We start from the raw sequence: 23,456 nt of genomic DNA, 5'->3' as shown, positions 1-23,456 counted from the left end.
ACTATTATTAAAATAATAAGTCTGTTGGAATTCCAACAAAAGAGGATTTTATGGAGAAATATTTGGATGTACTAAAAACAGCAAATTTATTCAGAGACATAGACGAATCAGATCTGCTTCGTCTTTTGTCGTGTCTATCTGCAAAGTCAAATCATTACGAAAAAGGCCAAACTGTATTTTTCAGTGGAGAGAGCATCGAGCAATTCGGTATCGTTTTGTCGGGGCAAGTTCAGATCATTCAAGATGACTATTATGGGAACAGAAGTATTCTTGCAAAAATTGACACAGGGGGTCTGTTTGGGGAATCCTTTGCCTGTGCGAAAATAAACACGCTTCCAGTGAGTGTAATCGCGACAACAGGAAGCGAGCTTCTCTTTATCGGCTGTCACAAACTTGCTTCCCCGTGCGGCAAGGCATGCGGCTTTCATGGCAAGCTTATTCAAAACATGCTGGATATCGTATCAATGAAAAATATATTTTTGACTCAAAAAATCGAAATCACCTCGAAACGTACCACCCGTGAAAAGCTTTTGGCCTATCTTTCGGCTGAAGCGAAGAAATCGGGGAGCAGCCGTTTTTCGATTCCATTTAACCGTCAGGAACTTGCAGACTATCTTTCCGTCGAACGCAGCGCCATGTCAGCAGAACTTTCAAAACTTAGAGATGATGGTATTCTATTTTTTCACAAAAACCAGTTCAAATTATTATAGTCAAATGATGCGATAGACAATTTCAATAATTATCGAGAATATCGCATTACCAGTGAGGAAACTATAACCCCTTATCCCCCTTCGAGGTTTCAGAGTCAAACGTACCCTATCTAAAGCATGTATGCCGCTACGTTTTTAAGGAGTGTTCTTTTCTTTCGAAACTATGAAATGCAAAGGCCGCCACGCAGAGTAACGAAAGAAGAGTTATGACGCCGTAAGATTGAAATGAAAATTTGACTATAAGAAGGGCTACAACTACAGGTGCGCACCTTTTTGCTTCACGAAAGAGTATTTCTGCTGCCGCTGTTGGAATATTGCCACTCAGGCACATGATCCATGTTAAAAGAAAAATCCACAAAACGAGGCCTACGCCTCCAAAAAGGGCAATGGACCATAACGCCCCCCCACACCATGCTCCAAAGTAGAGTGCTCCAACACGAGATAGAAGGATAAAGGCTTGAAAGAGAGTATTTTGCTTTTGTCTTTCCAGAATATAAAGGATGGAATAGAGAGGAGCCACACAGAAAACTGTAAAAAGCCAGGGAGACATCCATTGTGTATAAATACCTGCCATATGCCATCGCTCTCCAAATAAGAACGCAAAAAGCTCTGGCCCCACTAAGGTGAGATAAAGGAAAGGCAAAAAACCTATCCTAACCAAGAGAGCGAAAGTTGATCGTGTCAGTTCATCAAGGGAGTTATGGTAGTAAGCCTGACTGGCTTTTTGAAAGAACACTTGTTGAATAGCCATGCCAATAAACTGCATAGGAAGGTTGATAACCTGAAAAGAAAGCGCAAAAAAACCGGTGGTGCGAGGGTCATAGAGAGAAGCGAGAATAATAGGTGTTAACTGACTACTTAAGGTGTTCATAAGATCTGACCACGTGTTGTAGAGAGGAAATCGGCGATACTTTTTTGCCACATGCAGAAGACGCAAAGGGGAAGCTGCTCGAACCTGACGAAAGGAAATGGTTTTTTGAAGAATATACACGACTCCCAAGCTCTGGCTCACTATATACCCTGCAATAAGCCCGAGGGGACGAAAACCAGCCATTCCCATGGCCACTGTTACAAAAGCACTCCCTATTCCCTGAATCCCTTTTGATAGGGCGAGTTCTGTGAAACGCCCTGCTCGAGTACACCAGCTTATGAGTATTTTATAAATACCTGCCCAGAGAATTCCGAGGGGAAAAAGCCAAAAGCTTATGGGGAAGGTCCCCAGAAAGGCAAGAGGTGGAACAAAACGTGTTCCTATCCAAACAACACCACTTACCGTACCGATCAGAAGAATTTCAATGAAAAGGCTTAGTATCAGAAGCGCAGTGCCATCGCCATCTTTAGAGGGGATAGGGATGGCCTGATGATACGCCAGCCCCGCAAGACTTACGCCAGTAAGCAGCACCGACGTATAGAGGGCTAACGCACCATAATCTGAAGGGGAATAAAGCCTGGATGCAAAAGGCATCACTGCGAGCAAAGCTATCTGGCCTATTGAATTTCCCAGTGTCAAAATCCACATATCTTTAAAAAGAGATGATTGGAAAAACATTGATTGGTTCGATGGCAAATTGCGGTGCAAGCCAAACATAAGGATAGTCCCTCCAGCAATTTTTCTTATCTTACAATAAATGAGTTCAAAGAAGCGGTCAATAGAAGGAAAAAAAAGAATGTAGCAAAAAGCATAGCGTTCAGCAAACAATTTTGAGTTACACCTTTCACGATGTTGTGTATAATGTGTTCATAATATGAAAAGAAGGGGGGGAATGTGGCTTATGTCGAAGGTGTGGATCACTACAAAAAGTGGGGATTTTGGAGAAACAAGTTTGGGGAACGGTAAGCGAGTCCCTAAAGATGATTTGAGAGTGGAAGTATACGGCACTCTTGATGAATGCCAGGCCCATGTCGGCATGGCGAGGGCTTTTTGTGAGCTTAAGGAAATTTATGATACTTTATATTGGATGGAAGAGCAATTAGGGCTTTTGATGGGGTATATTTCCCTCTATCCTGGACTCTCTTGCCCGGATGTAAACGCTCTAGAGGAAATAGTGGAAAAGGTGGGAACCATAACAGGTCAAAAATTTCGTTTCATACGCCCCGGCGATTCTAAAACAGGTGCCGCTTTACATGTAGCGCGGACTGTGGCAAGAAGAGCAGAACGCGTGGCTCTTAAGCTATATCGTACAAAAGAACTTCCTCTAGAAGGCTATACGTATATCAACCGTCTCTCTGATGCTATATATGCCCTTTCTTTATGGTATGACCACGCAATAAGGAATGAAGAATCCCTTTAAGTTGTATAATGGGTGCAAAGTGCTCGCTTTTGAGGAGGATTGTGAATATGAACCAACAACCACTAACCCCGGCTACCAACCAGGGGTTGAGGCAGATTGTCTACGAAAAATTAAAAGAAGCCATTGTTAGCGGAGCTTTTAAACCTGGGGCAAAGTTATCTGAAATCGAGCTAGCGGAGCAGTTGGCTGTTTCGCGGACTCCTGTCCGCGAGGCCATACGACAGCTAAGCCAGACAGGGCTTATTACTTTAACCCCCCGTAGAGGTGCCTATGTAACGCTCCCCTCCCTTAAGGATGCGGCGGATCTTTACGTGCTGCGACAAGCTCTGGAAGTAATAGCTATTGAAAATGTCTGTCAGAATCCACCTAAGAAAGAACTTAAACTTTTTAGAGAGATTTTTGGCGGAATGACAAGCGCCACTCCCCACGAAGAATATCTTTCTGAAGATCGGCGTTTCCACCTTTTTCTTTATGAAGCAAGTGGGAATATTTATCTTCATAAAACCCTTAACAACATAGTAGATCTCATCAACTTATGTCGTCCCTACTCTATGCGATCTGAACCCACAGTCATGAGCCTCTTCTTAAAAGGGCACCTTGCTATTATTGATGCCGTGCTGGCACACAACTGTGAGAAAGCAAAAGAAGAAATGGCTCATCATATTGAAGACACGAAAGTCAGTCTTCTTTCCTTCCTAAAGCAAAATCCTGGAGATTTCACCGGCGAATAGTATTTAAACAACCTGATATTGATAATAGAAGGGGCCGATTTATATACAGGCGGCCCCTAACTATTCTTCTTTGTCTGAGGAGAAACGCCTCCAGAAACGTTTCAACCTTTCTAAAATACTTCGTTCCTTACCAAGAGTACCTGGAAAATAGAAACGTTGGGGCTTTAATACATATTTCTGGGGAACCCAATGTCGCGGGTCACTGTGAGGATAGATATATCCCTTCCCACCAGGTTTAAGGTGTTCAGGCACTTCTTGAAGATTCCCTTTTCGAATGGACTGCATGGCGTTATCCACAGCCATATATGCGCTGTTGCTCTTTGGGGCGGAAGCAAGATACAAAACCGCTTCTGAAAGAATGATACGTGCCTCAGGCATTCCTGTCATATCTGAAGCATAGGAAGCCGCAGCAGCTACTTGCAATGCCTGAGGATCAGCTAATCCAACATCCTCCGCAGCAAAAATCAGAAGGCGGCGACAAATGAAACGAAGGTCCTCTCCTCCCTCTAAGAGGCGGGACAGCCAATAGACGGCTGCATCAGGGTCAGAGCCTCGCATACTTTTAATGAGAGCCGAGATAATAGCATAGTGATCGTCTGCCTTTGCATCAAAACGAATGGATGCCGATGGAACGAGGCGCTCAATATGGTCGAGAGTCAGCTTTTGAGAACCGGCAGCAGCCGCAGAAGTCGCCAATATTTCAAGACGAGTCAACGCCTGGCGGGCGTCCCCTCCCGCAAGGCGAGCTAGAACATGGAAAACTTCTTCTGTAGCGGTGAGGTTTAACATTCCCAACCCCTTCTCTTTATCAGAGAAAGAACGAGAAAGGATGTGTACCAAACTCTCTTCTGTTAAGGGGTTCAATTGAAAAACAATGAGACGGGAAAGCAATGTTTTATTGATCTCAAACCATGGGTTTTCTGTCGTAGTTCCTACAAGAATAATATCTCCCTTCTCCACAGAGGGAAGAAGGGTATTCTGCTGGCTCTTATTAAAATGATAAATTTCATCTACAAAAGCAATAGCGGCAAATCCCCCCAAGGCCTTTAAATTACCAGCTTCTTCTACGAGATCACGAAGTTCCGAAACTTTAGCAGAAACAGCGTTGATCTCGAGAAGGCTTCTTCCGGTAACTGTAGCCATAAGACGAACAAGAGTTGTTTTTCCCACACCAGGAGGCCCGTACAAGATACAACTTGGCACGTTCCCCTTTTCTAAAAGCTGCCGCAAGGGCATCCCCGGTCCAAGAAGATGCTCTTGCCCTATAAAATCATCGAGTGTAACAGGGCGCATGCGATCAGCAAGTGGCCGTTCCCATAAAGTGTTCTTCATCATTTTAAGAGTGCCTCCATCTCCCTTTCCACGAGATGAGGCACACCAGAAAGAAGGACACCATCTGTCCCTTCGCGGATAGAGATGAGGGGGAACCTCTTTTTGAGAACCTCCCGAATAACAGCCCCCTGCTCCATGCCAAGATAGACAGGCGAAAGACCCGGCCAATTTTTCCACTGGGCAGGAGATAAGCTAACGGATGGAGAAATCACGAGAGAACCTGCGCCAAGACGGGCAGCTTCCTCGCATAGAGAGCCGATATCAGGGGCATCGTCAGGAATCTGAAGTGAAAGGAGCCATGCTTTTATCAGCCATCTCTCTCCCTTTTGCTCCACCAACGATGTATATTCCCAGGGAATGAGAGGCAACGGAGATTGCAAGGCTTCCAAGAGATCTTTCATTGTAGGAAAAACGGCATCAGCCCAATGTCGCCACTCTGCTTGTGGCCTCTGCACTAAAAGGGCTCTCATTCCAGCTCTGCGAGCACCGACAAGATCGTAAACATAGTCTCCGACCATCGCACACTGTTGAGCTTCCAAGTTTAATTCTTTCGCTGCAAGCCACAAGGCTTTCGGATCCGGCTTCACAGGCCCTGCGTCTCTGCAAAAAACTTTATCGGGGAGAGGAAAGTTGATTTTTTTTGCTGCCAGACGAATGGAATCTCCGCAATTTCGAGAAACAACTACCCACGGGATACTCTTTTGATTAAGCCATTCTACAAAATCCATAGCATATTGAACAGGTGTAGCCTGTTCTGCTCCGTTCATCTCCAGCTCGTAAATATCATGCCAAAGTTCGCTCTTTTCTTTCTCTGAAAACATGGCCATCCCTTCAAGGAGAGGAACTGGACGACCTTGAAAATATTTTGATCGTATCTCTGAAAAATCAAGCTTTGTATCTGCTAAGACTCCATCCCAATCAAGAATAAATCCTGCACATTGGACAGGATGCCAATGTGGAGGTTGAATTTTATTCATGATCTTTAGCCTCCTCATAGGGCATTAGCCTCTTTATCTTTATAGCAATAAGAAAAAAGGGACGCAAGAAAAACCTTGCGTCCCTCACAACCTCCCCGCAATGCCGTGTCATGGTTGTCTTGACCCGGTCCTAATATCTTGAGGTCTGTCGTGCCTTAGCTTTGATGACGGTTTCCCGTCTTCTTTGCCGGCTCGAACTTCCGACCCCACTAAGATCGAGTGTTGGCTCAAGACTAAGTGCATGATCACGTACACCGCAGGGTCGTTTTTACTTTTCCTATGCATATTATAGCATAAATATAGGCGCTTCTCACCTCAAAGCCAGATGCCTACAGGTCTGCCTCTTTCAATTTCTTTTTAAAGATCCAATAATAGAAAGTGGCCACAAATAGGGCGCCCCCTACAATATTGCCTAGAGTAACTGGAACAAGATTATGTATATATCCTCCGATACTCACAAATTGGAGCTGTGCATCAGAAAGCCCCGCCATTTGGATCATTTCTGGAGATTTTTTTAATAGGAGCCCCATGGCCATAAAGTACATGTTTGCTACAGAGTGTTCAAAGCCAGATGCGACAAAGGCCATTATGGGAAAAAAGATCGCCCATATTTTACCTGTAATATCTGTAGCTGCCATACTCAGCCATACAGCAAGAACTACAAGCCAGTTACATAAAATACCCCGAACAAAGGCCTGTCCAAAGGGAAGCCCCATCTTCCCCGCCGCAATGGAAAGGGTTTTAGCTCCGATAGGACCATTCCAGAGAGCTGTAAAATAGAGCAAGTAAGCAACGAGAGTGGCCCCTATAAGGTTTGCTATATACACCCAAAACCACGCCCTCATGATATTTTTCATTGGAGTACATCCTACCAGAGCGCCTAAGGGCATCATGCAGTTACCGGTAAAAAGCTCTCCGCCAGCTATAACCACTAATATAAGACCGACACTAAATACTACCCCTGCCAAGAACTTCCCCAATCCTCCTGGAACATCGTATGTAACCGATACCATAAGCCATCCACCAAAAGCAATATAGGCTCCGGCGAGAATGCCGAGCAAAAGCATCTGAGAAATTGACCATGATACTTTTGTCTGCGATGCAGTACATGCTGTTTTAGCCAGTTCAAAAGGCGTTTTATAGTCCATACAAAAATCCCTCCTCAAAAGATCTCTTATTCCGTCGTTTGATTGAGGGCTTTCAGATTTTCGCTGAAATATTCCTGAAGCCAGCGAGCTATCTTTGGTTTTTGAACTTCCCCGGGATCCTCTAATACTCGAGCCAACTCACTACTATCAAAGGTAAATTCTTCTTCGTTAATACGATGGTGATAGATGAGTCGAACCTCTGGATGAGCAACGAGAAGAGATACCAGAGAGGCAGGAATATTCCCCAACGGCGGACGATCGATATGATCATACCGAAAAGAAGCCCAGACCCTGGTCCCTTTTCCAGGTTCTGACTGTACCTCCATCTCTCCTTCACAAAGTTCTGCCAACTGTTTTAGAAAGGGGAGACCAAATCCTACCCGACGCGTTGTGCGACTCGTGAAAAAAGGATCTGCCACCATTTGCAAAACATCCGCACTCATGCCTTTCCCGTTATCTCGAACTTCGAAATAAAACCACCCCCCACAACGATCTTCTGTCAATAGTATCTCCACTATGGACGCTCCAGCGTTCATACTATTCTCGGCTATATCCAGAAGATGTTGGGAAAAATCTTCCAACAACGAAAATTCCTCCCTGTCTAGTCCAGCGGAAGAAAAGTTCCGGCACGAAGAACGGAAAGGACCTCTTCATCAAGAACTTCTGCGTCTGTATATCTATCATGGGGCCCAATTTTTTGAAGGGCATCTTCATAATAAGAACGAATGTTGAGAGAGCCGAGAAGGACAAAAAAGCTCTCTTTATCCTCTTCAAGGAAACGATCGGTAAGAAGACCAAAAAGAATGGTCGCCGAGGAGAACCAGTTAAAAAGCTCTCTGCTCAGGGTCCATGCATCCTCGAAAAGAATGGAGAAATTGAAATCTTCCTCTTCTTCCTCACTCATCTCTTCCGGGTCTGGCTCAGGAATATAGCCAAGGATATAAAAAGGGATGTTAGGACCAACTTTAAACGCATCCCATAATGCTTTGTAAGAAGCACGGTTTGCACCAGATAGCATAAACGTAGATATCGCAACAGCATGTTGTCTGGCTGGAGTCACTTCATCATCGCCCATAGCTTGTTCCAGAACTTCTCCAAAACGTTGAAGATCTATAAGGCAACGATATACAAGAGTTTTTCCTAGAGTGAGGTTTTCGGAATCGTAAGAAACTATGTCTTGTGCTACTTCTAAAGCTTCTTCCGTCCTAGCCTCAGATAGAAGAGCAAAGCCAAGTCGTTGAAGCAGACCAATATAAAGAATGCCCTCTTCTTCGTCCATAAGAGACTCGCTCCCCAAAAGACCAGCTTCTTCAACTGCCTGCCGAAGCGGACCGCGGGCTTTTTGCAGAAGCTCAAGTTTCTCTTCTGAGTAGTCTAGTGAATCTGCAAGCAGAATGAGAGCTTCTGGGTTATCTGAATCCATCTCAAGAATTTGCCGTGCGAAAGAAGCTATCTCCTCTAGATCCTCACTTTGATACGCTCTATCAAGTAATTCCTCTATTCGTTCTATTTCTGATTCTGAATACGACATATAGGCTCCTCCCAATTTCAAATAAATACTGTTAGCTTTTGTTCAAACAGTTTAAGCGAAAAAGTAGATCTCCGTCAATTATGGAACATCTTGCACGATAGTTTATATCAGCTTAAGATACAATAATATATAGCTCACGTCGAAAGGAGAGATGAAGATGAATTTGCGGGAAAAACATGCACGATACGGCATTTCAATTATAGTCACATTAGCGTTCCTTCTATGGAGTGGAATATGTGCTCCGCAACAGGCCTTGGCTAAAACACCAGAGCAGCGCATATCTGGAGCTGTAAAACTGCTTCATGAAATGCAGGAACAATCTGATGTAGGAACTATGGCTGATCTACTGGAACAAGCAAAAGGGGTGGCTATTTTCCCCTCCGTTATTAAAGCAGGATTCGTTTTTGGCGGGAAATATGGTGAAGGCTTGGTTCTTCGAAGAGATACTGCTTCGGGAAGATGGTACGGCCCTAGTTTTGCCACTATCGCCGGAGCATCGTGGGGACTTCAGATAGGGGCTGAATCCATAGGTCTGGTCCTCGTCATCACCAACGAGCGCGGACTTGAAGGTTTCAAGGGGAACAATTTTAAGCTTGGGGGAGATATTGGCGTAGCCGCAGGCCCAGTTGGACGGCGCGGAGAGCTCGGAACAGATATTAAATTAAAAGCTTCTATTTATAGCTACTCCATAGCAAAAGGACTTTTTGCAGGCATGTCTTTAGAAGGGGCAGCGGTGAATGTAGATGACAACGCCAACCATGTGTATTGGGGGAAAACTATAACAGCGGCTCAGGCCCTCGATCGTCGAGCATCGAGTGCAAAAATACAGCCTTTGATCCAGGCTCTTAATAAGCTTATTAAAGAGGCAAAATAAAGGGCCCTTTCCGCAGGAAAGGTTCTCCATACGATCTATATAACGAATCCCAGCTACTGAGAAAATAGCTGGGATTCGTTTTTAAGATAAAAGGAATGAAGGGAAATTCTTGTTTTTCCCTCTATCGTTGCTAAATAATAATTTTACGTCCGCCACCCTGACGAGATGGACCGCCAAGCTGATCAAGCTGCTGAAGCACTGCTGGAGAGGCCACATCAATTTTGGGCTTCTTTGCCTCTTCTGCGGCCATTTCTTTCATCTTCTGTTCGTATTCTTTTATCTGTTCCTTAAGTTTTTTTGCGTCTCCCTTGATCCAGAGAAGAATACCTTCAGCAATAGAATTTACAATATCGTCGCTAGGTTCCTCTTTCATAAGTCCAAGCTCTTTCAATAGACGGTGCTCGTCACGAATAGACTCCATAATGTCGTCATCAGAAATAAGCCCTTTCTTATAAAGCACTCTGAACATAATATTGAAACGGCTTTTAAGGTTTTCTTCATTCATGGCCATACTATCAACTCGAGCCAATAAGACACTTAAAAGCTCGTCAAGACTTATCTGCATGGGCATAACATAAATCCCCCTCTCTACAAATCAAATTCAATTTTTTATTCTAACACACATTGAATTCTTATAAAAAGGCTAAATATTGAACCGAATTTCAATCATATCGCCATCTTCTACTCTATATTCTTTCCCTTCCAATCGTAAAACACCTTTTTCACGACACACCGCCATAGAATTTCCACAAGCGACAAAATCTTTGTAGTGGACTACCTGCGCCCGAATAAATCCCCTGGCTAGGTCGGTATGAATAGCCCCTGCAGCATCTACGGCAGTCGCATCTTTCTTCAGTGTCCATGCTTTTACTTCATCTTTTCCTGTTGTGAAGAAGGAAATGAGGCCCAGCAGACCGTAAGCTTTACGAATAAGCCTGTCTCGCCCAGCTTCTTTAATACCGAGATCTGCCATGAATTCATTTTGTTCTTCTAAAGAAAGTTCTGCCATATCCATTTCCATACGTCCAAAAACTTCCACCAGCCCTAATCCTCGCTCTTGGGCAATAGAGGAGAGCTCCTTATATCCCGGCACATTAGGGCCTGTCTGAGTTTCATCGAGGTTGAGAACGATCATCTCAGGCTTAAGAGTTAGAAAGGCAAAACCACTTAACTGTTTTTTCTCTTCCTCCGATAAAGTATATTCTCGAAGGGGTTTTTCATCCATGAGGCACGATTGACATCCTTCAAGAACCTCTTTCTCTTCCTCTTCTTCTGGCAACAGGCGTTTTTTTGCTGCCAAACGGGAGAGCCTGTTATCGATAACGCTCAAATCACGATAAATAAGCTCCATTTCCACAATCTGCCAATCTCGCGCAGGGTCTATAGTTTCCTCTGGGTGAGGGACATCGGGATTATCGAAGGCCCGAATAACATGAACCAGAGCATCGGACTCCGCCACAAAAGAAAGAAAGGCATTACCAAGGCCCTCTCCTTTGCTGGCATTTTTAGAGAGTCCCGCCAAGTCTACAAATTCCACTGTAGCTGGCGACTGTTTTTTCGGCTCAAAGACCTGCACAAGGTGATCAAACCGCAGATCTGGAACTGGAACCATGGCACGGTTCGGATCTGTTTTTCCACTGGCGTAGGGCTTAACCTCCGCTCCAGCTCGAGTAATAACGTTAAAAATCGTGCTTTTCCCGCAAAGAGGCAGCCCGACTATTCCACACTTTAGCATGAGGACATTCCTCCTGTTCGTTCATTCTGTATCTATAGCGCGCATGGATTATAATCGTATTATACCGCGGTGCCAACCGCAAATTAGAGAAGGAGGTTCTTTGTTATGAAAAGATTTCTCTATCTTTGGGCAATGATCCTTATTGGGGCATTCATGCTGACATCTCCGCTCTATGGTGACGAAATAGAGTTCGATTCTGCCCATATTTATCCCAGCGGAGCTCAAGTACGCATAAAAGCCCCTTCCTTAGGGCATAATACAATCGTGCTTCCTGGCACTTTCGATGCTAGCAAGATACAACTTGTGCCCAGCAAGGGAATAACCCTCAAAAGAGCCCAAATATCTCGGCAGACTCGTTCGGACTGGGTTCCTCCCGCATTCCACGTTCTGCAGGGACTTATAAAAGACAAAAAAGAAGAGCTCATCTCTATGGAGGCTCAATTAGCAGCCTTGGAGCAGTGGTCAACTGTTATGGAGAGTACAACTCCTTCCGACCTTACCATTAATAATATGGAAAAATATTTGCAGTCCGCAGAAGATATGCGAAGGGCTAAAGAGACAGAAAAAGCGATATTAAAAAAAGGGATAGAAGAGCTAAAACAAACCATTGCCGACTTAGAAAAAGAATTAGCAGAAAAAATGCCTCAAACAGATGGGAAAATTATAGCGATCACCTATGAAACAGAAGGAGAAGGGGAGCTGTTTGTTGATGCCTGGACAGATAGAGCATGGTGGGCTCCGGAATATTATCTGTATCTCTCAACAAAAGACCATCTTCTATCGGGAAAGATGACAGGGAAGGTCAGTCAAAATACAGGCATACCATGGAACGGCCCCCTATATCTTCACACAGCCCAACCTATAAGTACCGTAACTACACCGGAACTTCCTCCTCTCGTGGTGGACTACAGAGAAGAGGAACTTCGTTCACAGGCCATTAATATGACAATGGGAAAACGCATCACCTTCGATAGAACTTCTTCGGTATTTCCAATGGAAGAAACCCTCACCGATCAGGTATTAAAAGCGCAAGGACGCGTCGATGGAGACAATATTCCAGTCAATCTTGAAGTGGCGGCACTCTCTTTTCCCGTTTCTGTTACTATAGAGAGCATTCCATCTCTTTCACCTCAAGGGTGGATAATCGTCACTACAGATGAAGTTCAAGAACCTCTTCTGGGCGGACAGGCTTCCCTTTTTGTTGATGACCTGCCGTCGGGGCAGACCTTTATGCGCGCGGTATCGAGAGGAGAAAAAATAACTACCGCATTTGGACAAACTCCTTCGATCACGGCAAAACGAGAAGACGTAATCTCTAAAGGGGGAAGCAATTGGGTCGGGAAAGGGAGGGTCGCAAAAGGATATACGATCACTCTCACCAATGGTCTTCCCACAACTGAAGAGATCGTTGTTAAAGACCGGATTCCTGTTTCAGCTCAAGAAAAGATAACAGTGGAGGTAGGGACTGTAGATCCCGCCCCTACTGAAAAAGATCAAGCTAAAGGTCTTCTATCGTGGAAAATAGCGTTAAAACCTGGAGAACAAAAAAAGATAACCGTTCTTTATCAAATATCCTATCCAGCCGATAAAGAAATCTGGTTCTTAGAACATTAGACAGGAGTGACATAAATATGTATGTTACCGTTTTAGTAGATGATTATTGTGGTGGCTCTAAACTCCTGGGAGAACATGGATTAAGTATGTTTATAGAAACTCCGAGGGGGCGGTTACTTTTCGATACAGGGCGAGGAGAAGCTCTCTATCCTAACGCAAATGCTATGGGAATTCCCATAGGGAACGTAGATGGGATTGTATTAAGCCATGGACACTTCGACCATACATGGGGATTGCCAGAGATTCTCAGACGGGAAGGAAATCTCCCTGTTTGGGCCTCCCCCCTTTTCGATATGCCACGATATAGTGTAACTGGGGGAAAGAAATTTATGGCCGGATCGCTACTTCGAAAAGAAAATCTTGACTTTCACCCAGTAGAGGAGTGTTCAAAAATTATAGAGGGAGTACAGGCTTTCACTGTGCCTTGCCGTCTTCGGGATTCAAAATTCGTTCCTTCTACACCAGACCTCATCGCAGTAAAAGGCGATCTTTTTCAAGAGGACTCTATGGAAGATGACCTCTCTCTCCTCCTTCACGGAATTAACGGCTATAGCGTCATTTTAGGGTGTGCCCATGCAGGGGTTGTCAATATTATGGAACGGGCTGCCGCTCTCTGTAAAACCAGAGAGTTTTACACTGTTATGGGAGGGATGCATTTCCGAGGACAAAGCAGGGAATTTTTAGAGCGTTCTGCTCACGAACTTTCCACCCGATTTTCAGTAAAATTGTGGAGGCCATGTCATTGTACTGGCTTTAAGGCTGCTTTTATTCTTGGAGAGACATTAAATAACGTAGACTGGGCTCCTGCTGGTTTCTCGTTGGAGATATAAAATGCTGCCGTGGTCTACTCTGCCCCCTTTCGTATCTATCCCTATCCTTATCTTTTCTGCATTATTGGCGAGTGGGGATGAGAAGCATATCATTAGCCCTCCTTTCTGGGCTTTATTTATTGTGATGTATTCTGTTCTCACCCTCCTCTATGCTGTCTCTATTGTAAGGAGGATTGAAAAGGGATTTTTCTCCCTCCATCTCATAGCTCAGGGAACGCTGATACTTTTCCTAACACAACATTTCGGAAATCCAGCTTTCCTCAACTGGGTAGGAATAGCCATGGCTACAGTAGGAATCCTTTTGTTTTTTAATCAATACATGTTTTCACAATCGGATCGCCAAACTCCTATTGCAGCACCTGTTCAGTCTTCAAAAACAACTGAAGAAAGCCATTCTATTCCAGATATAAGCCGCCTTCCCCTTCCTTCTCTCATCGCAAACAGCAAAGGGACGGTCCTCTCGGCAAATGATCCTTTTTTGTCTCTCATGCCTCCAGAATCATCGAAGAAAGTAATCGGAGAAAGTATTTCAGAGACACTTCCTCTCAATAGCGATACTGTAGCTCTTGGGGGGAAAAGCTGGGATATTCAACAAAAGCAGGGAGGAGACGACCTCTTCTTCTTTTTTCTCACGGAAGAAAATACTGAATATAAACAAACCTCTACTTCAGATCCTATTTCTTCTATTCTAGATCCAGCTACGGGGCTTTATACAAAGAGTTTTGGAGAGAGGCGTTTAGCCGAAGAACTGGACAGGGCCCAACGATATAGACGCTGGTTATCTGCAGCTTTATTTAAGTTAGATTTCCACTATGGAAGCAATAATGTTATGGATATGGAAGAAAACGAAAAAGATTTTTTAGATTCTTTCGGCACATACGTTATAGAAAACGTGAGGGAATGCGATCTATGTATGCGTATGGGAGCAAAAGAGATTATTGTTCTTATGCCAGAGACACCTCAGAACGGCGCAAAAGAACTCGCTTTACGCCTATCGAGGTACGGCAAGGATGCCGGGAGCGACCATGTTATGGCCGATAAGGCGCATATACATTTCGGAATTTCTTTTTTCAGTGGAAACGAAAAGATTACAAGTCAGGACTTCGTCCAATCTCTTTATGCTCATCTTGCATAAAAACGCCAAGAGGGTCTTTTTAAAGACCCTCTTGGCGAAACGTTAAGAATGCACTGCTGTTTTGAGCCTTTCGAGCACTCCTTCAGCAAGAGTCTCCAGTAAAAGATGGTTTTTATACTCTTCTATACGCCCACTATCAGCTAATTGTCCGAGTTCAGGATCAAGAGGGAAACGGCCAATCACTGGGATCTGATATTTTTCACCTATTTCTTCCACATGGCTGGGTCCGAAAATATCCAGGACCTTTCCGCAGTCAGGGCATGTAAGATAGCTCATGTTCTCCACTACTCCCAAAAGGGGGACTTCCATCATTTGGGTCATATTGAGAGCTTTTTCCACTACCATTACAGAAAGTTCCTGAGGGGATGTAACAACAAGGAATCCATCCAGATCTATAGTCTGCATTACTGTAAGAGGAGCATCAGCAGTTCCAGGAGGAAGATCCACTATTACAAAATCCCTATCGTCCCATGCCACTTCTTCCCAAAATTGTTTGATGACATTCCCTATTATTGGGCCTCGCCATACAACAGGTTTTGTGGGATCATCAAGAAGAAGATTGATGGACATAACTCGTACATCAAAAACCGGAGAGGCTGGAGGAATTATACCTTCAGGGCGTCCAAGCGGAGTATCCGTTATGCCAAAAAGTTTGGGGATCGACGGCCCTGTGATGTCAGCATCCAAAACTCCTACTGAATAACCTTTTTGTGCAAGAGCTACAGCCAAAAGAGAAGATATGGAACTTTTTCCCACTCCTCCCTTACCGCTGCCAACTGCTATTACATGCTTAACGTTTTTTTTCTTTTTTGCGCATCCGCTGCAGCCTTCACAAGAAGATTTACCGCACGCTTCATGAGAGCACATCTCATCTACCATTCATGAATCCTCCCCTACCAGATTTCAAGCTCTTTCTTTATACTCTTCACGTATATGAGCGTCAAGTCGAACATCTCTCTTGTCTACATTCACGAATCGTTGTATAGTTTAAAGTCTCTTTGGAGGCGATAGATATGGCATATCAAGGCTGGATAACCCTTTGTGTATTTACATTTACATTGATAGCTATAGGTATGGGTAAAATAGCTCGAGGCGTCGCCGCCCTTCTTGGAGCAGCCTTCCTGATGTCTTTTCAGATTCTTCCCGCAGAAATAGCCGTCCGTTTTATCGACTTTAACACCATCGGCCTTCTTATGGGGATGATGATTGTTGTGGGGGTTCTTTCGAAAACTGGAGTATTTCAGTATGTAGCGATCCGAAGTCTGAAAATGACGGGAGGGAATTGGGTCGTCACTGTTTTTGCTATTACAGCCACAACAGCAATACTATCAGGAGTACTCGACAACGTGACTACTGTGCTTTTAGTCAGCCCCATTATTTTGTCTCTCGCCGATATTATGGACTTTAACCCAGTCCCCTTACTAATAGCAGAAGCTATTTCGTCAAATATTGGAGGAACCGCTACTTTGATAGGTGATCCCCCAAACATTATTATCGGTTCCCATGCAAACTTTTCTTTTATAGATTTTATTATCAATCTGACGCCTATTACTATAGTGGTGTTTGTGTTCACCATTGCCCTTTTGGTACTTATAGATCCTAACTCTTTTAAAATTCGCAAAGAAGAGTACGAAAAAATATTGAAAGTCGATGAAAATGCTGCCATTAAAGATATTCCCACGCTTAAAAAAGCATTGTTCGTTATGGGATGTATTATGGTCGGGTTCTTCGCTCATGGAATTTTACATATAGAAGCCGCCGTTGTGGCGCTTGCTGGAGCTGCCGCTCTTCTCGCTGTCATTCCTGAGGACGGAGATGAGATTATTCATAAAGACATCGAGTGGCCTACGCTCGTATTTTTTGCCGGGCTTTTTATTATTGTTGGAGCTCTTAAAGAAAACGGGGTTATTTCTCAGCTGGCGCTATTTTTAGGAAAACATCTCCAAGGACATCCCTTGGGTGCCATGCTGGCCGTGCTATGGTTCTCTGGCCTTACCTGTTCCTTTGTAAACAACATCGGTTTCACTGCGACCTTTGTTTTCGTTATCGATGAGCTGGCAAAACAGGTAGGCATATCGCCGGAACCCCTTTTCTGGGCACTGGCCATGGGAGCCTGTTTTGGCGGCAACGGAAGCTTTCTCGGGGCAGCTGCTAACGTTGTAGTAGCTGACGTAGCAGGGCGGTTCGGACACCCTATTTCTTTCAAAGATTTTTTGAAAACAGGCATGTTCAGTGTCTTTATTGCGCTGAGCCTGTGCAGTCTCTATTTAATTGTTCGGTACAAGACCCTCTTGTAATCTTTCCTATCCAACTCTAGTTTTCCCTTCAGGCAGAAACAAAAAGACGCAAAGCTTGCCGAACACATCGTATTAAAGGGAAATAACATCCCCTTCAGGGCTATAAAGAGGAGGAACAACCACTATTTTTTCTGGTCGAACTCCTTTCCCCTGAATAACGTTGAGGGAGAGACGCCCTGCTACGGCTCCCAGCTCAAAAGCTGGCCAATCAAGACAATAGTACCCGAGTAAACGGGCAAGATGAGGGTAACCACAAAGAAGCACATCCTTTTGGCACCCTTTTATAGCTGTCAGGTTTAAAGAATTTATAATACGAAAAGGCAACGACGAATCAGAAAGAGATTCGTTACCTTTCAACAGGGGGGCCAACCCCTTAAAGAAAGACTTTTCTCCCTCCTCCACTTCACACCTTTTTCCTTCAGCTATCTTTAAAATCTTTTCAGCTCCACGCTTTACATCAACAACAACGTGAATTCCTTCCACGTCTATAGGATCGCTATCTACCACCACAAGAGGCCCGTCTATAGCGATAGGAAAAAATGGACGGCCAATCCAGATAATCCCATCTACATTTCGAGAGGCTAAATCCCTGGCTACCAATAGACGTTGGGCTTCTGTTTTTCCCGAACATTTTACGAGCAGGCTATAATGCTGTTTTGAAACGACGCGGTCGACACCACCAAGAAATTCGCCTGTCCAAGGACTTGTCAGATCTTCAAAAACAATCCCCAAAAGACCTGTTCGATTACTGGAAAGGCCTCTCGCCACTGCATCCGGTTGATATCCAAGAGATCTGGCAGCCTCCCAAACTTTTTCCCTCGTAGCAGAAGAAATTCGAGAGTCTCCTTTTAAAGCTCTGCTTACTGTAGCTTTATTGACGCCTGCCAATTTCGCTACATCTTCCATTTTAACCTTCACTATCGGCACATCCCCTTATGAAGTACTACTTTTCGTAACATCCGCCACCTATGAACTCTCTCAAAATAGAATTCGATGAAACATATTCTGAAGGGAGGTGAGGGACAAACTTCAACATAGAAAGAAGCCGACGGGCCTCTCCGTACATAGGAGAATTTTCGGAAACTGTATGTAAGAGAGGCAATACATATCCCTTGAGAACCGCCAATTCATACGGCAGGGACGAATTGAACATAGCATCGGCTCGACTCTGATAGGGAAATATATACTCTCGGGCACCTCTAATTACAGAAGGCCAAAGGTCGAGAGTTCTTTCTGCTGAATGCCCTCTCGTTTGAAAATCTCTAATCATCCGTCGCAACAAACGGTTATCAGTAGTACTTGTTCTATTGTGTTGATCCAGATTGATGCCCGTGAGTGGAGAGACAAAAATTCCAAACTTCATAGCCTCTGGAACCACTTCCGTTACTTTTTCGTTTAAGCCGTGAATCCCCTCTAAAATCAGAACATCTCTATCGTTAAGATGCAACGTAGGACCAGGGAATTTTTTTCCCTTAATGAAGTCAAATTCCGGAATCTTCACTTCTTTCCCTTTGAGAAGAAGTGAAAGGTGATTTTCCAACAAATCCAAATCAATTGCCTCTAACACTTCAAAATCGTAATTCCCATGTTCATCCCGAGGTGTTCTCTCTCGGTCTACAAAGTAATTATCCAAAGAAATAACGGTAGGATTCATACCACACACTTGCAGCTGAATCTTAAGACGTTTGGCTACAGTGGTCTTCCCTGACCCTGATGGCCCTGCGATGACAATAACCTTAACGCCTTTTCTCCCCCATATTTCCTCAGCTATTCGGCTCAGCCGCTGAGCATGAAAGGCTTCAGACACAAGCACGAGCTCCAAGCCTTTCCCTTGGGCAATTTTAGCGTGAAAACTATCCATAGTGCTGAGGCCAAGAACATCCAACCACTTCGCATAATCAAGAAAAACTTCCGAAAGTTTTTTTGAAGCTCGGAAAGGGGGGATACTGTCTGGATAAGAAACTGTAGGAAATTGCAATACCATCCCTGGTGGGAAATGTTTGAGCTCAAAAAACTTCAGATATCCCGTAGAAGGGGCCAGCGGGGCATAATAAAAACCGTAGCTATCCTCACATCTATAAAGTTCCACAGGATCTTCTGCTGCCCACATAAAAAGTCGTGCACTTTCAGAATTCCCCTGCCTCTCAAAAATTCTTCGAGCCTTATCAAGAGGAATGATCTCTCTGGAAATTGGAACATCTCGGCTAACAAGATCTCGAAGAGCTTTACTTATCCGTTCCACATCTTCTTCCGTAACATCTCTATCCGAAATCTCCCAATAATATCCATCACTAATAGAGTGTCTGATAAGAATATTTTTTTTAAACACTCTTTGCGCAGCTAAAACAAGTAAAAAACTTAAAGATCTACGATAAACTTCCATTCCCTCAAAAGAGGAAGTATCGACAAATTCTACTTCCGCGTCATCATCAACAACCCATCCTAGTGGTCTTAGATAATTATTAACTCTCCAAGCCACTATTTGGGAAGCCCCGTCTATATCTGCAATAGAAAGAACATCCTTCCCTGTTACAGGACTAGAACACGAGCAATTTTTATACCCTTTGATCTGGACATTGAATGGCATTAAACCTCACCTCTTCCTTTACAAAAAAGCAAATGCCATTTACTTTTGTATATATAATATGCTAATGATACTATATTCTTATAATGTCCCGTCAAAACTCCTACGGAGACCTATAATTAAAGAGAGGGCAGAGTAGAAATATGTCGAAGACAAAATCTACAAAAATTTATGAGCAAGTGGCAGAAAAGCTCAAAGTCCTCATCGCACAAGGGGAACTCCAGCAGGGAGACCCTTTACCTCCGGAACGACAGCTTATAGAGAAGCTCGACGTAAGTCGAAGTTCCCTGCGGGAAGCCTTTCGCATTTTAGAGCTAGTAGGGCTTATAGAATGTATCCCTGGGAAAGGACGTTTTGTTCGCAAGTCACGCTTGGAATCCAATCACGCCCACATGCCACTACAAGATGAAGCTATATTAGAATTGGTAGAGGCGAGAATGATCCTAGAGCCTGCCATAGCAGTAGAGGCGACCAAACACGCTGACCCTTCAGATCTTACGCGAATTAGAAAAATTCTAACCCTTACCAGCAAAGATGTAGAGTCTCTGGAACATCGTGCTCAATGCGACTATGATTTTCACCTTCTCCTCGCTGAAGCAACCCACAACTTTATTTTTGTCAATATAGTAAAAATAACTTTTAATCTTATTATGGCAACTCACGAGCGTATATACTCTCTCCTTGATGATAAAGAACTTTTTTTAAAGGAACATAACCAAATTTATCAAGCTATTCTCTCCAGAGATATAAAAAAAGTTCGTCGTTGTATGAGCAACCACGTAGCACGAGTCTATAAAACTCTTCTCGATGGAATCGCTCTAGAAGAACCTCCTGTGTCACTGGACCAAAAAGAGGAAATGAAAGACAATACTACAGATAGGTAATTTTTGAAAGAAAGGACGAGTTAAGAACAATGACTCACAATGTGCGGATGTACTGTCTTACTTTCATTTTAGTACCTCTTTTTGCTATTATAACGGCTTTTTCTGCCGATAAGATTGTTTTAAATTCATGGAACACGGAAGAATCTGTAATTGTCCGTATAGATCGCGTTGGTTCGATACGAAGTACCGAAGCTCCTTTGGGCTTTAACGGAGGAGAACAGGAATCCCCCTCTCAGGAAACCTCGCCAGAAGAAGCACCGTGGCTGACGGAATATATAGATGTAACGGTAACCTTTTTAAATGGCGATGATAAAGGGACAAGCAAAGACCTTCTTATTACGCAGCTGTCCACTTCTTCTCTGGAGCTCCATCCTAAAAGGAGATATCTTCTCGTCTCTGATCGTTTTGAAGATAATACTATACAATATTCCATCAGCGATCGCTATCGAGTTCCTTGGGTTGTCGCTTTCCTCATTTTAGCTTGCGCTGGGCTCATCGCTTCGGCTGGAAAAGCAGGAGTCCGGGCTTTGGCAGGTTTACTCCTCTCGCTAGCCGTGCTTTTAGGTTGGTATATACCTGCCTTAGCAAATGGAATACCTCCCGTACCTTTCGCTATCCTGGCTATAGGAGCCGTATCCAGCGTTACAGTACTATTGGTGGTACGAAGGCCGGCTTTTTGGATCGTAGCTTTTCTTGGAGCTCTTGGAGGAGCTATCGCCGCCTCCACTGTAGGGTGGGCTATGGTGACTCTATGGGAACTCTCTGGGCTTGCTAGCGATAGTGCTAGCCTCCTTGCCTCAACAATACCTAATCTTTCAATGGAAGGGCTTCTTCTGTCTGCTGTTATGATCGGCTCCATAGGGGCAGTCCTTGATGTTGCCGTCTCAGTCACGTCTACCCTCGCCGAAATGTTCTCCTATGATCCTAAAATTCCAGGGCCTCGACTGTGGCAGGCTGGCATTGGCGTAGGGCGAGAGGTATTGGGAAGCATGATTAACACTCTTATTCTTGCCTATTTGGGAAGTGCTCTTCCTCTCACTATTCTTATTACAAGTTCTGGAGCTGATCCACTGGCTCTTATAAACGATCCTTATATTGCACAGGAACTCGTCCGAAGCGTAGCTGGTACAATTGGATTACTTCTTACGATACCTATTACCACCGCTGTATGTGTGTGGTGGCTAGACTTCCGCCTCAGACGCTCCAAAGAAAAAAAGAAAGAGTCCACTTCTTAACTTCCCTGAACTCGAAGGCTTTCTAACAAAGAGGGGAAAAACCCTTTTTTTATTAACGATTCCCAACAAGGGACGGTATTGAGGTCAGCTCGCTTTTCTACGAAAGCAGTACACAGACTGCTTAGGAAATGGCGGAGAGGGCTATCATTTTTACTTGGGGATGCTAGTATCTCTGCTGATTTTTCGGCTAGGTGATCTAGCGAAGGAGCACCTATTACGATATGGGCTCCATGTTTTTGGAGGGGAAATACATTCCCCACTTTATTTGCGTCTTCTTTGCGGAATGTTGCAAGCACCATGGCCTGGGGTTCTCCCAAAGAGATGGATGTAACTGCGGCAAGGGTCCAATCAGAAAGGAACAAAACACTTCCTATAGGGTACGGATCAATTATTTGGGGGAGAAATTCTACTAAAGAGGGATCAAACTTGACTCCAGACTCGTTTTGAACAATTTTTAAAGCCTCTATTGGCAAAAATGCTCGGCGATAGGGACGATCGCTTACAAGAGCATCGTATGTATCAGCTACTGAAACGATACGTACTAAAAGAGGAATGGTTTCTCCGGCAAGTCCGCCAGCCGCCTCTCGCCCATAACCTTCGCCGTTCCAATATTGATGGTGATTTAACACGATGGCCCTAGCCATAGGGTTCATACATGGGAATTGCCGCACTATCTTAAAGCCATCGTAGGGATGTTTGCTCATTAGCTCCCACTCTTTTTCGTTCAGGGGACCTTTCTTATTCAGAAGAGAGGAAGGTAACATTAGTTTTCCAATATCGTGAAAAAGAGCGCCGAGGCCCAAATTAATTTTATCTTGAAAAGAAAAAGAAAAAAGTCCTGTATCTTCACCTTCCTTTGCGATGAGCAATGAAACCGTCATTACACCGATCATATGCTCGTAAGTATACTCGTCATGTTTGCTGATATTCTTTAAACCATAATGGAAAGCAGTGGTGTCTTCAAAAATAACAGAAATAATGCTAGAGACACTTTCTTGGAGATTTTGAAATAAACTGTTGCGGAGAGACCTGTTCTGAGCTACACATTCTACAATATGTGCCACATCAGCACGAACCTGTCGTTCCAAATGTTCAGGAACAACAGGACATAAAAAATCATCTTCCACTGCATTTTCCCCGGGAAGATAGACAAAACATGCCTCTATTCCCCGTCGTACAAGACGGGTGATAAGCTGATTGTTAAGAATAACTCCCTTACTAAGCAATAACTGCTGTCCTTCGCAGGCCCATACCGACTTAGCTAGGCGCATTCCAGGCTTAAGATGGTCGCTTGTGACAATAAGTGGCATATTATTATCCTGTCCTCTGCAACTTCAGATAAATAAAGTACTCAGACAAAGTGTATATTAACATAGGCATATCAGAGGCTCGCTTCGGCAAGGCCTGTATTTTACTGGTACTTTCGACCCTTTTTAATAAAAAGCACAAGGACGTTGGGGGAGGGGATCTGCTCCGTGCAGATCCCCCGGCTGATCTATTACAGAATAGAACGGGAAATAGATCACACAAAAAAGAGGCGATTGCTCA

At 44.1% G+C, this 23,456-nt stretch carries 22 protein-coding genes; 10 read left to right on the top strand and 12 right to left on the bottom strand.

Translation table 11 applies throughout. The annotated features are described in order from the left end of the window. Nucleotides 1-50 precede the first annotated feature (50 nt). Nucleotides 51-710, top strand: a complete 660-nt coding sequence (locus B4J50_RS06680; RefSeq protein ID WP_024822753.1) for a Crp/Fnr family transcriptional regulator — start codon at nucleotides 51-53, stop codon at nucleotides 708-710. Between the two features lie 127 nt (nucleotides 711-837). Here B4J50_RS06680 and B4J50_RS06675 read toward each other — a convergent pair whose 3' ends face one another. Next, nucleotides 838-2,298, bottom strand: coding sequence for a lipopolysaccharide biosynthesis protein (locus B4J50_RS06675; RefSeq protein ID WP_286846059.1), 1,461 nt, complete (start codon nucleotides 2,296-2,298; stop codon nucleotides 838-840). A 184-nt stretch (nucleotides 2,299-2,482) separates the two neighbouring features. On the opposite strand from B4J50_RS06675, the gene B4J50_RS06670 reads away from it, so the two are divergent. Together B4J50_RS06670 and B4J50_RS06665 are read left to right on the top strand one after the other, a co-directional pair. Continuing rightward, on the top strand, nucleotides 2,483-3,001 hold the full coding sequence (locus B4J50_RS06670) for a cob(I)yrinic acid a,c-diamide adenosyltransferase (protein ID WP_024822755.1): 519 nt from the start codon (nucleotides 2,483-2,485) through the stop codon (nucleotides 2,999-3,001). A 47-nt stretch (nucleotides 3,002-3,048) separates the two neighbouring features. Further along, nucleotides 3,049-3,732, top strand: coding sequence for a GntR family transcriptional regulator (locus B4J50_RS06665; RefSeq protein WP_024822756.1), 684 nt, complete (start codon nucleotides 3,049-3,051; stop codon nucleotides 3,730-3,732). A 60-nt stretch (nucleotides 3,733-3,792) separates the two neighbouring features. Here B4J50_RS06665 and B4J50_RS06660 read toward each other — a convergent pair whose 3' ends face one another. The 5 genes from B4J50_RS06660 to B4J50_RS06640 form a co-directional block, all read right to left on the bottom strand. Continuing rightward, complete coding sequence (locus B4J50_RS06660; protein WP_286846062.1) at nucleotides 3,793-5,067, bottom strand: replication-associated recombination protein A; 1,275 nt, start codon at nucleotides 5,065-5,067, stop codon at nucleotides 3,793-3,795. Continuing rightward, a complete protein-coding gene (locus B4J50_RS06655; RefSeq protein ID WP_024822758.1) occupies nucleotides 5,064-6,041 on the bottom strand; it encodes an HAD family hydrolase in 978 nt (325 codons plus the stop codon). Before B4J50_RS06655 ends, B4J50_RS06660 begins: the two co-directional genes overlap by 4 nt. Before the next feature lie 329 nt (nucleotides 6,042-6,370). Further along, on the bottom strand, nucleotides 6,371-7,189 hold the full coding sequence (locus B4J50_RS06650) for a formate/nitrite transporter family protein (protein ID WP_024822759.1): 819 nt from the start codon (nucleotides 7,187-7,189) through the stop codon (nucleotides 6,371-6,373). 26 nt (nucleotides 7,190-7,215) lie between these two features. Next, complete coding sequence (locus B4J50_RS06645) at nucleotides 7,216-7,773, bottom strand: ATP-binding protein (protein ID WP_024822760.1); 558 nt, start codon at nucleotides 7,771-7,773, stop codon at nucleotides 7,216-7,218. A 17-nt stretch (nucleotides 7,774-7,790) separates the two neighbouring features. After that, nucleotides 7,791-8,720 carry a hypothetical protein gene (locus B4J50_RS06640; RefSeq protein WP_024822761.1) on the bottom strand — a complete coding sequence of 310 codons (930 nt, stop codon included), beginning with the start codon at nucleotides 8,718-8,720 and terminating at the stop codon, nucleotides 7,791-7,793. Nucleotides 8,721-8,877: 157 nt separating this feature from the next. On the opposite strand from B4J50_RS06640, the gene B4J50_RS06635 reads away from it, so the two are divergent. Further along, entirely contained in the window at nucleotides 8,878-9,594 is a 717-nt protein-coding gene (locus tag B4J50_RS06635; protein WP_024822762.1) for a lipid-binding SYLF domain-containing protein, read from the top strand. Between the two features lie 130 nt (nucleotides 9,595-9,724). Here the strand turns inward: B4J50_RS06635 and B4J50_RS06630 are convergent, their stop codons facing one another. Further along, nucleotides 9,725-10,165 (bottom strand): hypothetical protein, encoded by a 441-nt coding sequence (locus B4J50_RS06630; RefSeq protein ID WP_024822763.1) that lies wholly within the window; start codon nucleotides 10,163-10,165, stop codon nucleotides 9,725-9,727. Nucleotides 10,166-10,237: 72 nt separating this feature from the next. Next, nucleotides 10,238-11,329 (bottom strand): redox-regulated ATPase YchF, encoded by a 1,092-nt coding sequence (ychF, locus tag B4J50_RS06625; protein WP_024822764.1) that lies wholly within the window; start codon nucleotides 11,327-11,329, stop codon nucleotides 10,238-10,240. A 105-nt stretch (nucleotides 11,330-11,434) separates the two neighbouring features. On the opposite strand from ychF, the gene B4J50_RS06620 reads away from it, so the two are divergent. From B4J50_RS06620 to B4J50_RS06610, 3 genes are read left to right on the top strand one after another with little or no spacing between them, the layout of a single operon-like run. Then, on the top strand, nucleotides 11,435-12,943 hold the full coding sequence (locus B4J50_RS06620) for a DUF4139 domain-containing protein (protein ID WP_286846069.1): 1,509 nt from the start codon (nucleotides 11,435-11,437) through the stop codon (nucleotides 12,941-12,943). Nucleotides 12,944-12,960: 17 nt separating this feature from the next. After that, entirely contained in the window at nucleotides 12,961-13,773 is an 813-nt protein-coding gene (locus tag B4J50_RS06615; protein WP_024822766.1) for an MBL fold metallo-hydrolase, read from the top strand. A 1-nt stretch (nucleotide 13,774) separates the two neighbouring features. After that, nucleotides 13,775-14,908 (top strand): diguanylate cyclase, encoded by a 1,134-nt coding sequence (locus tag B4J50_RS06610; RefSeq protein ID WP_286846072.1) that lies wholly within the window; start codon nucleotides 13,775-13,777, stop codon nucleotides 14,906-14,908. A 42-nt stretch (nucleotides 14,909-14,950) separates the two neighbouring features. On the opposite strand, the gene B4J50_RS06605 is transcribed toward B4J50_RS06610, so the two are convergent. After that, nucleotides 14,951-15,787 carry an Mrp/NBP35 family ATP-binding protein gene (locus B4J50_RS06605; protein WP_024822768.1) on the bottom strand — a complete coding sequence of 279 codons (837 nt, stop codon included), beginning with the start codon at nucleotides 15,785-15,787 and terminating at the stop codon, nucleotides 14,951-14,953. Nucleotides 15,788-15,921: 134 nt separating this feature from the next. Here B4J50_RS06605 and B4J50_RS06600 point away from each other — a divergent pair, with 134 nt between their 5' ends. Then, entirely contained in the window at nucleotides 15,922-17,205 is a 1,284-nt protein-coding gene (locus B4J50_RS06600; RefSeq protein ID WP_024822769.1) for an SLC13 family permease, read from the top strand. A gap of 72 nt (nucleotides 17,206-17,277) precedes the next feature. Here the strand turns inward: B4J50_RS06600 and B4J50_RS06595 are convergent, their stop codons facing one another. Together B4J50_RS06595 and B4J50_RS06590 are read right to left on the bottom strand one after the other, a co-directional pair. After that, a complete protein-coding gene (locus B4J50_RS06595) occupies nucleotides 17,278-18,123 on the bottom strand; it encodes a LacI family DNA-binding transcriptional regulator (RefSeq protein ID WP_286846076.1) in 846 nt (281 codons plus the stop codon). A gap of 25 nt (nucleotides 18,124-18,148) precedes the next feature. Beyond that, on the bottom strand, nucleotides 18,149-19,792 hold the full coding sequence (locus B4J50_RS06590) for a nucleoside kinase (protein WP_286846078.1): 1,644 nt from the start codon (nucleotides 19,790-19,792) through the stop codon (nucleotides 18,149-18,151). Between the two features lie 140 nt (nucleotides 19,793-19,932). Here B4J50_RS06590 and B4J50_RS06585 point away from each other — a divergent pair, with 140 nt between their 5' ends. Together B4J50_RS06585 and B4J50_RS06580 are read left to right on the top strand one after the other, a co-directional pair. Continuing rightward, nucleotides 19,933-20,673, top strand: coding sequence for a FadR/GntR family transcriptional regulator (locus B4J50_RS06585; RefSeq protein ID WP_024822772.1), 741 nt, complete (start codon nucleotides 19,933-19,935; stop codon nucleotides 20,671-20,673). A gap of 47 nt (nucleotides 20,674-20,720) precedes the next feature. Continuing rightward, complete coding sequence (locus B4J50_RS06580; protein ID WP_286846081.1) at nucleotides 20,721-21,908, top strand: YibE/F family protein; 1,188 nt, start codon at nucleotides 20,721-20,723, stop codon at nucleotides 21,906-21,908. On the opposite strand, the gene B4J50_RS06575 is transcribed toward B4J50_RS06580, so the two are convergent. Next, a complete protein-coding gene (locus B4J50_RS06575; RefSeq protein WP_286954025.1) occupies nucleotides 21,905-23,218 on the bottom strand; it encodes an HD-GYP domain-containing protein in 1,314 nt (437 codons plus the stop codon). The two genes, B4J50_RS06580 and B4J50_RS06575, sit on opposite strands and share 4 nt — an antisense overlap. Nucleotides 23,219-23,456: the final 238 nt, after the last annotated feature.

It is taken from the genome of Aminobacterium sp. UBA4908 (genome assembly GCF_002398115.1).
GTDB lineage: Bacteria > Synergistota > Synergistia > Synergistales > Aminobacteriaceae > Aminobacterium > Aminobacterium mobile.
The sequence above is the reverse complement of the archived record's forward strand: the minus strand, read 5'-3'. Positions and strand labels throughout refer to the sequence as shown.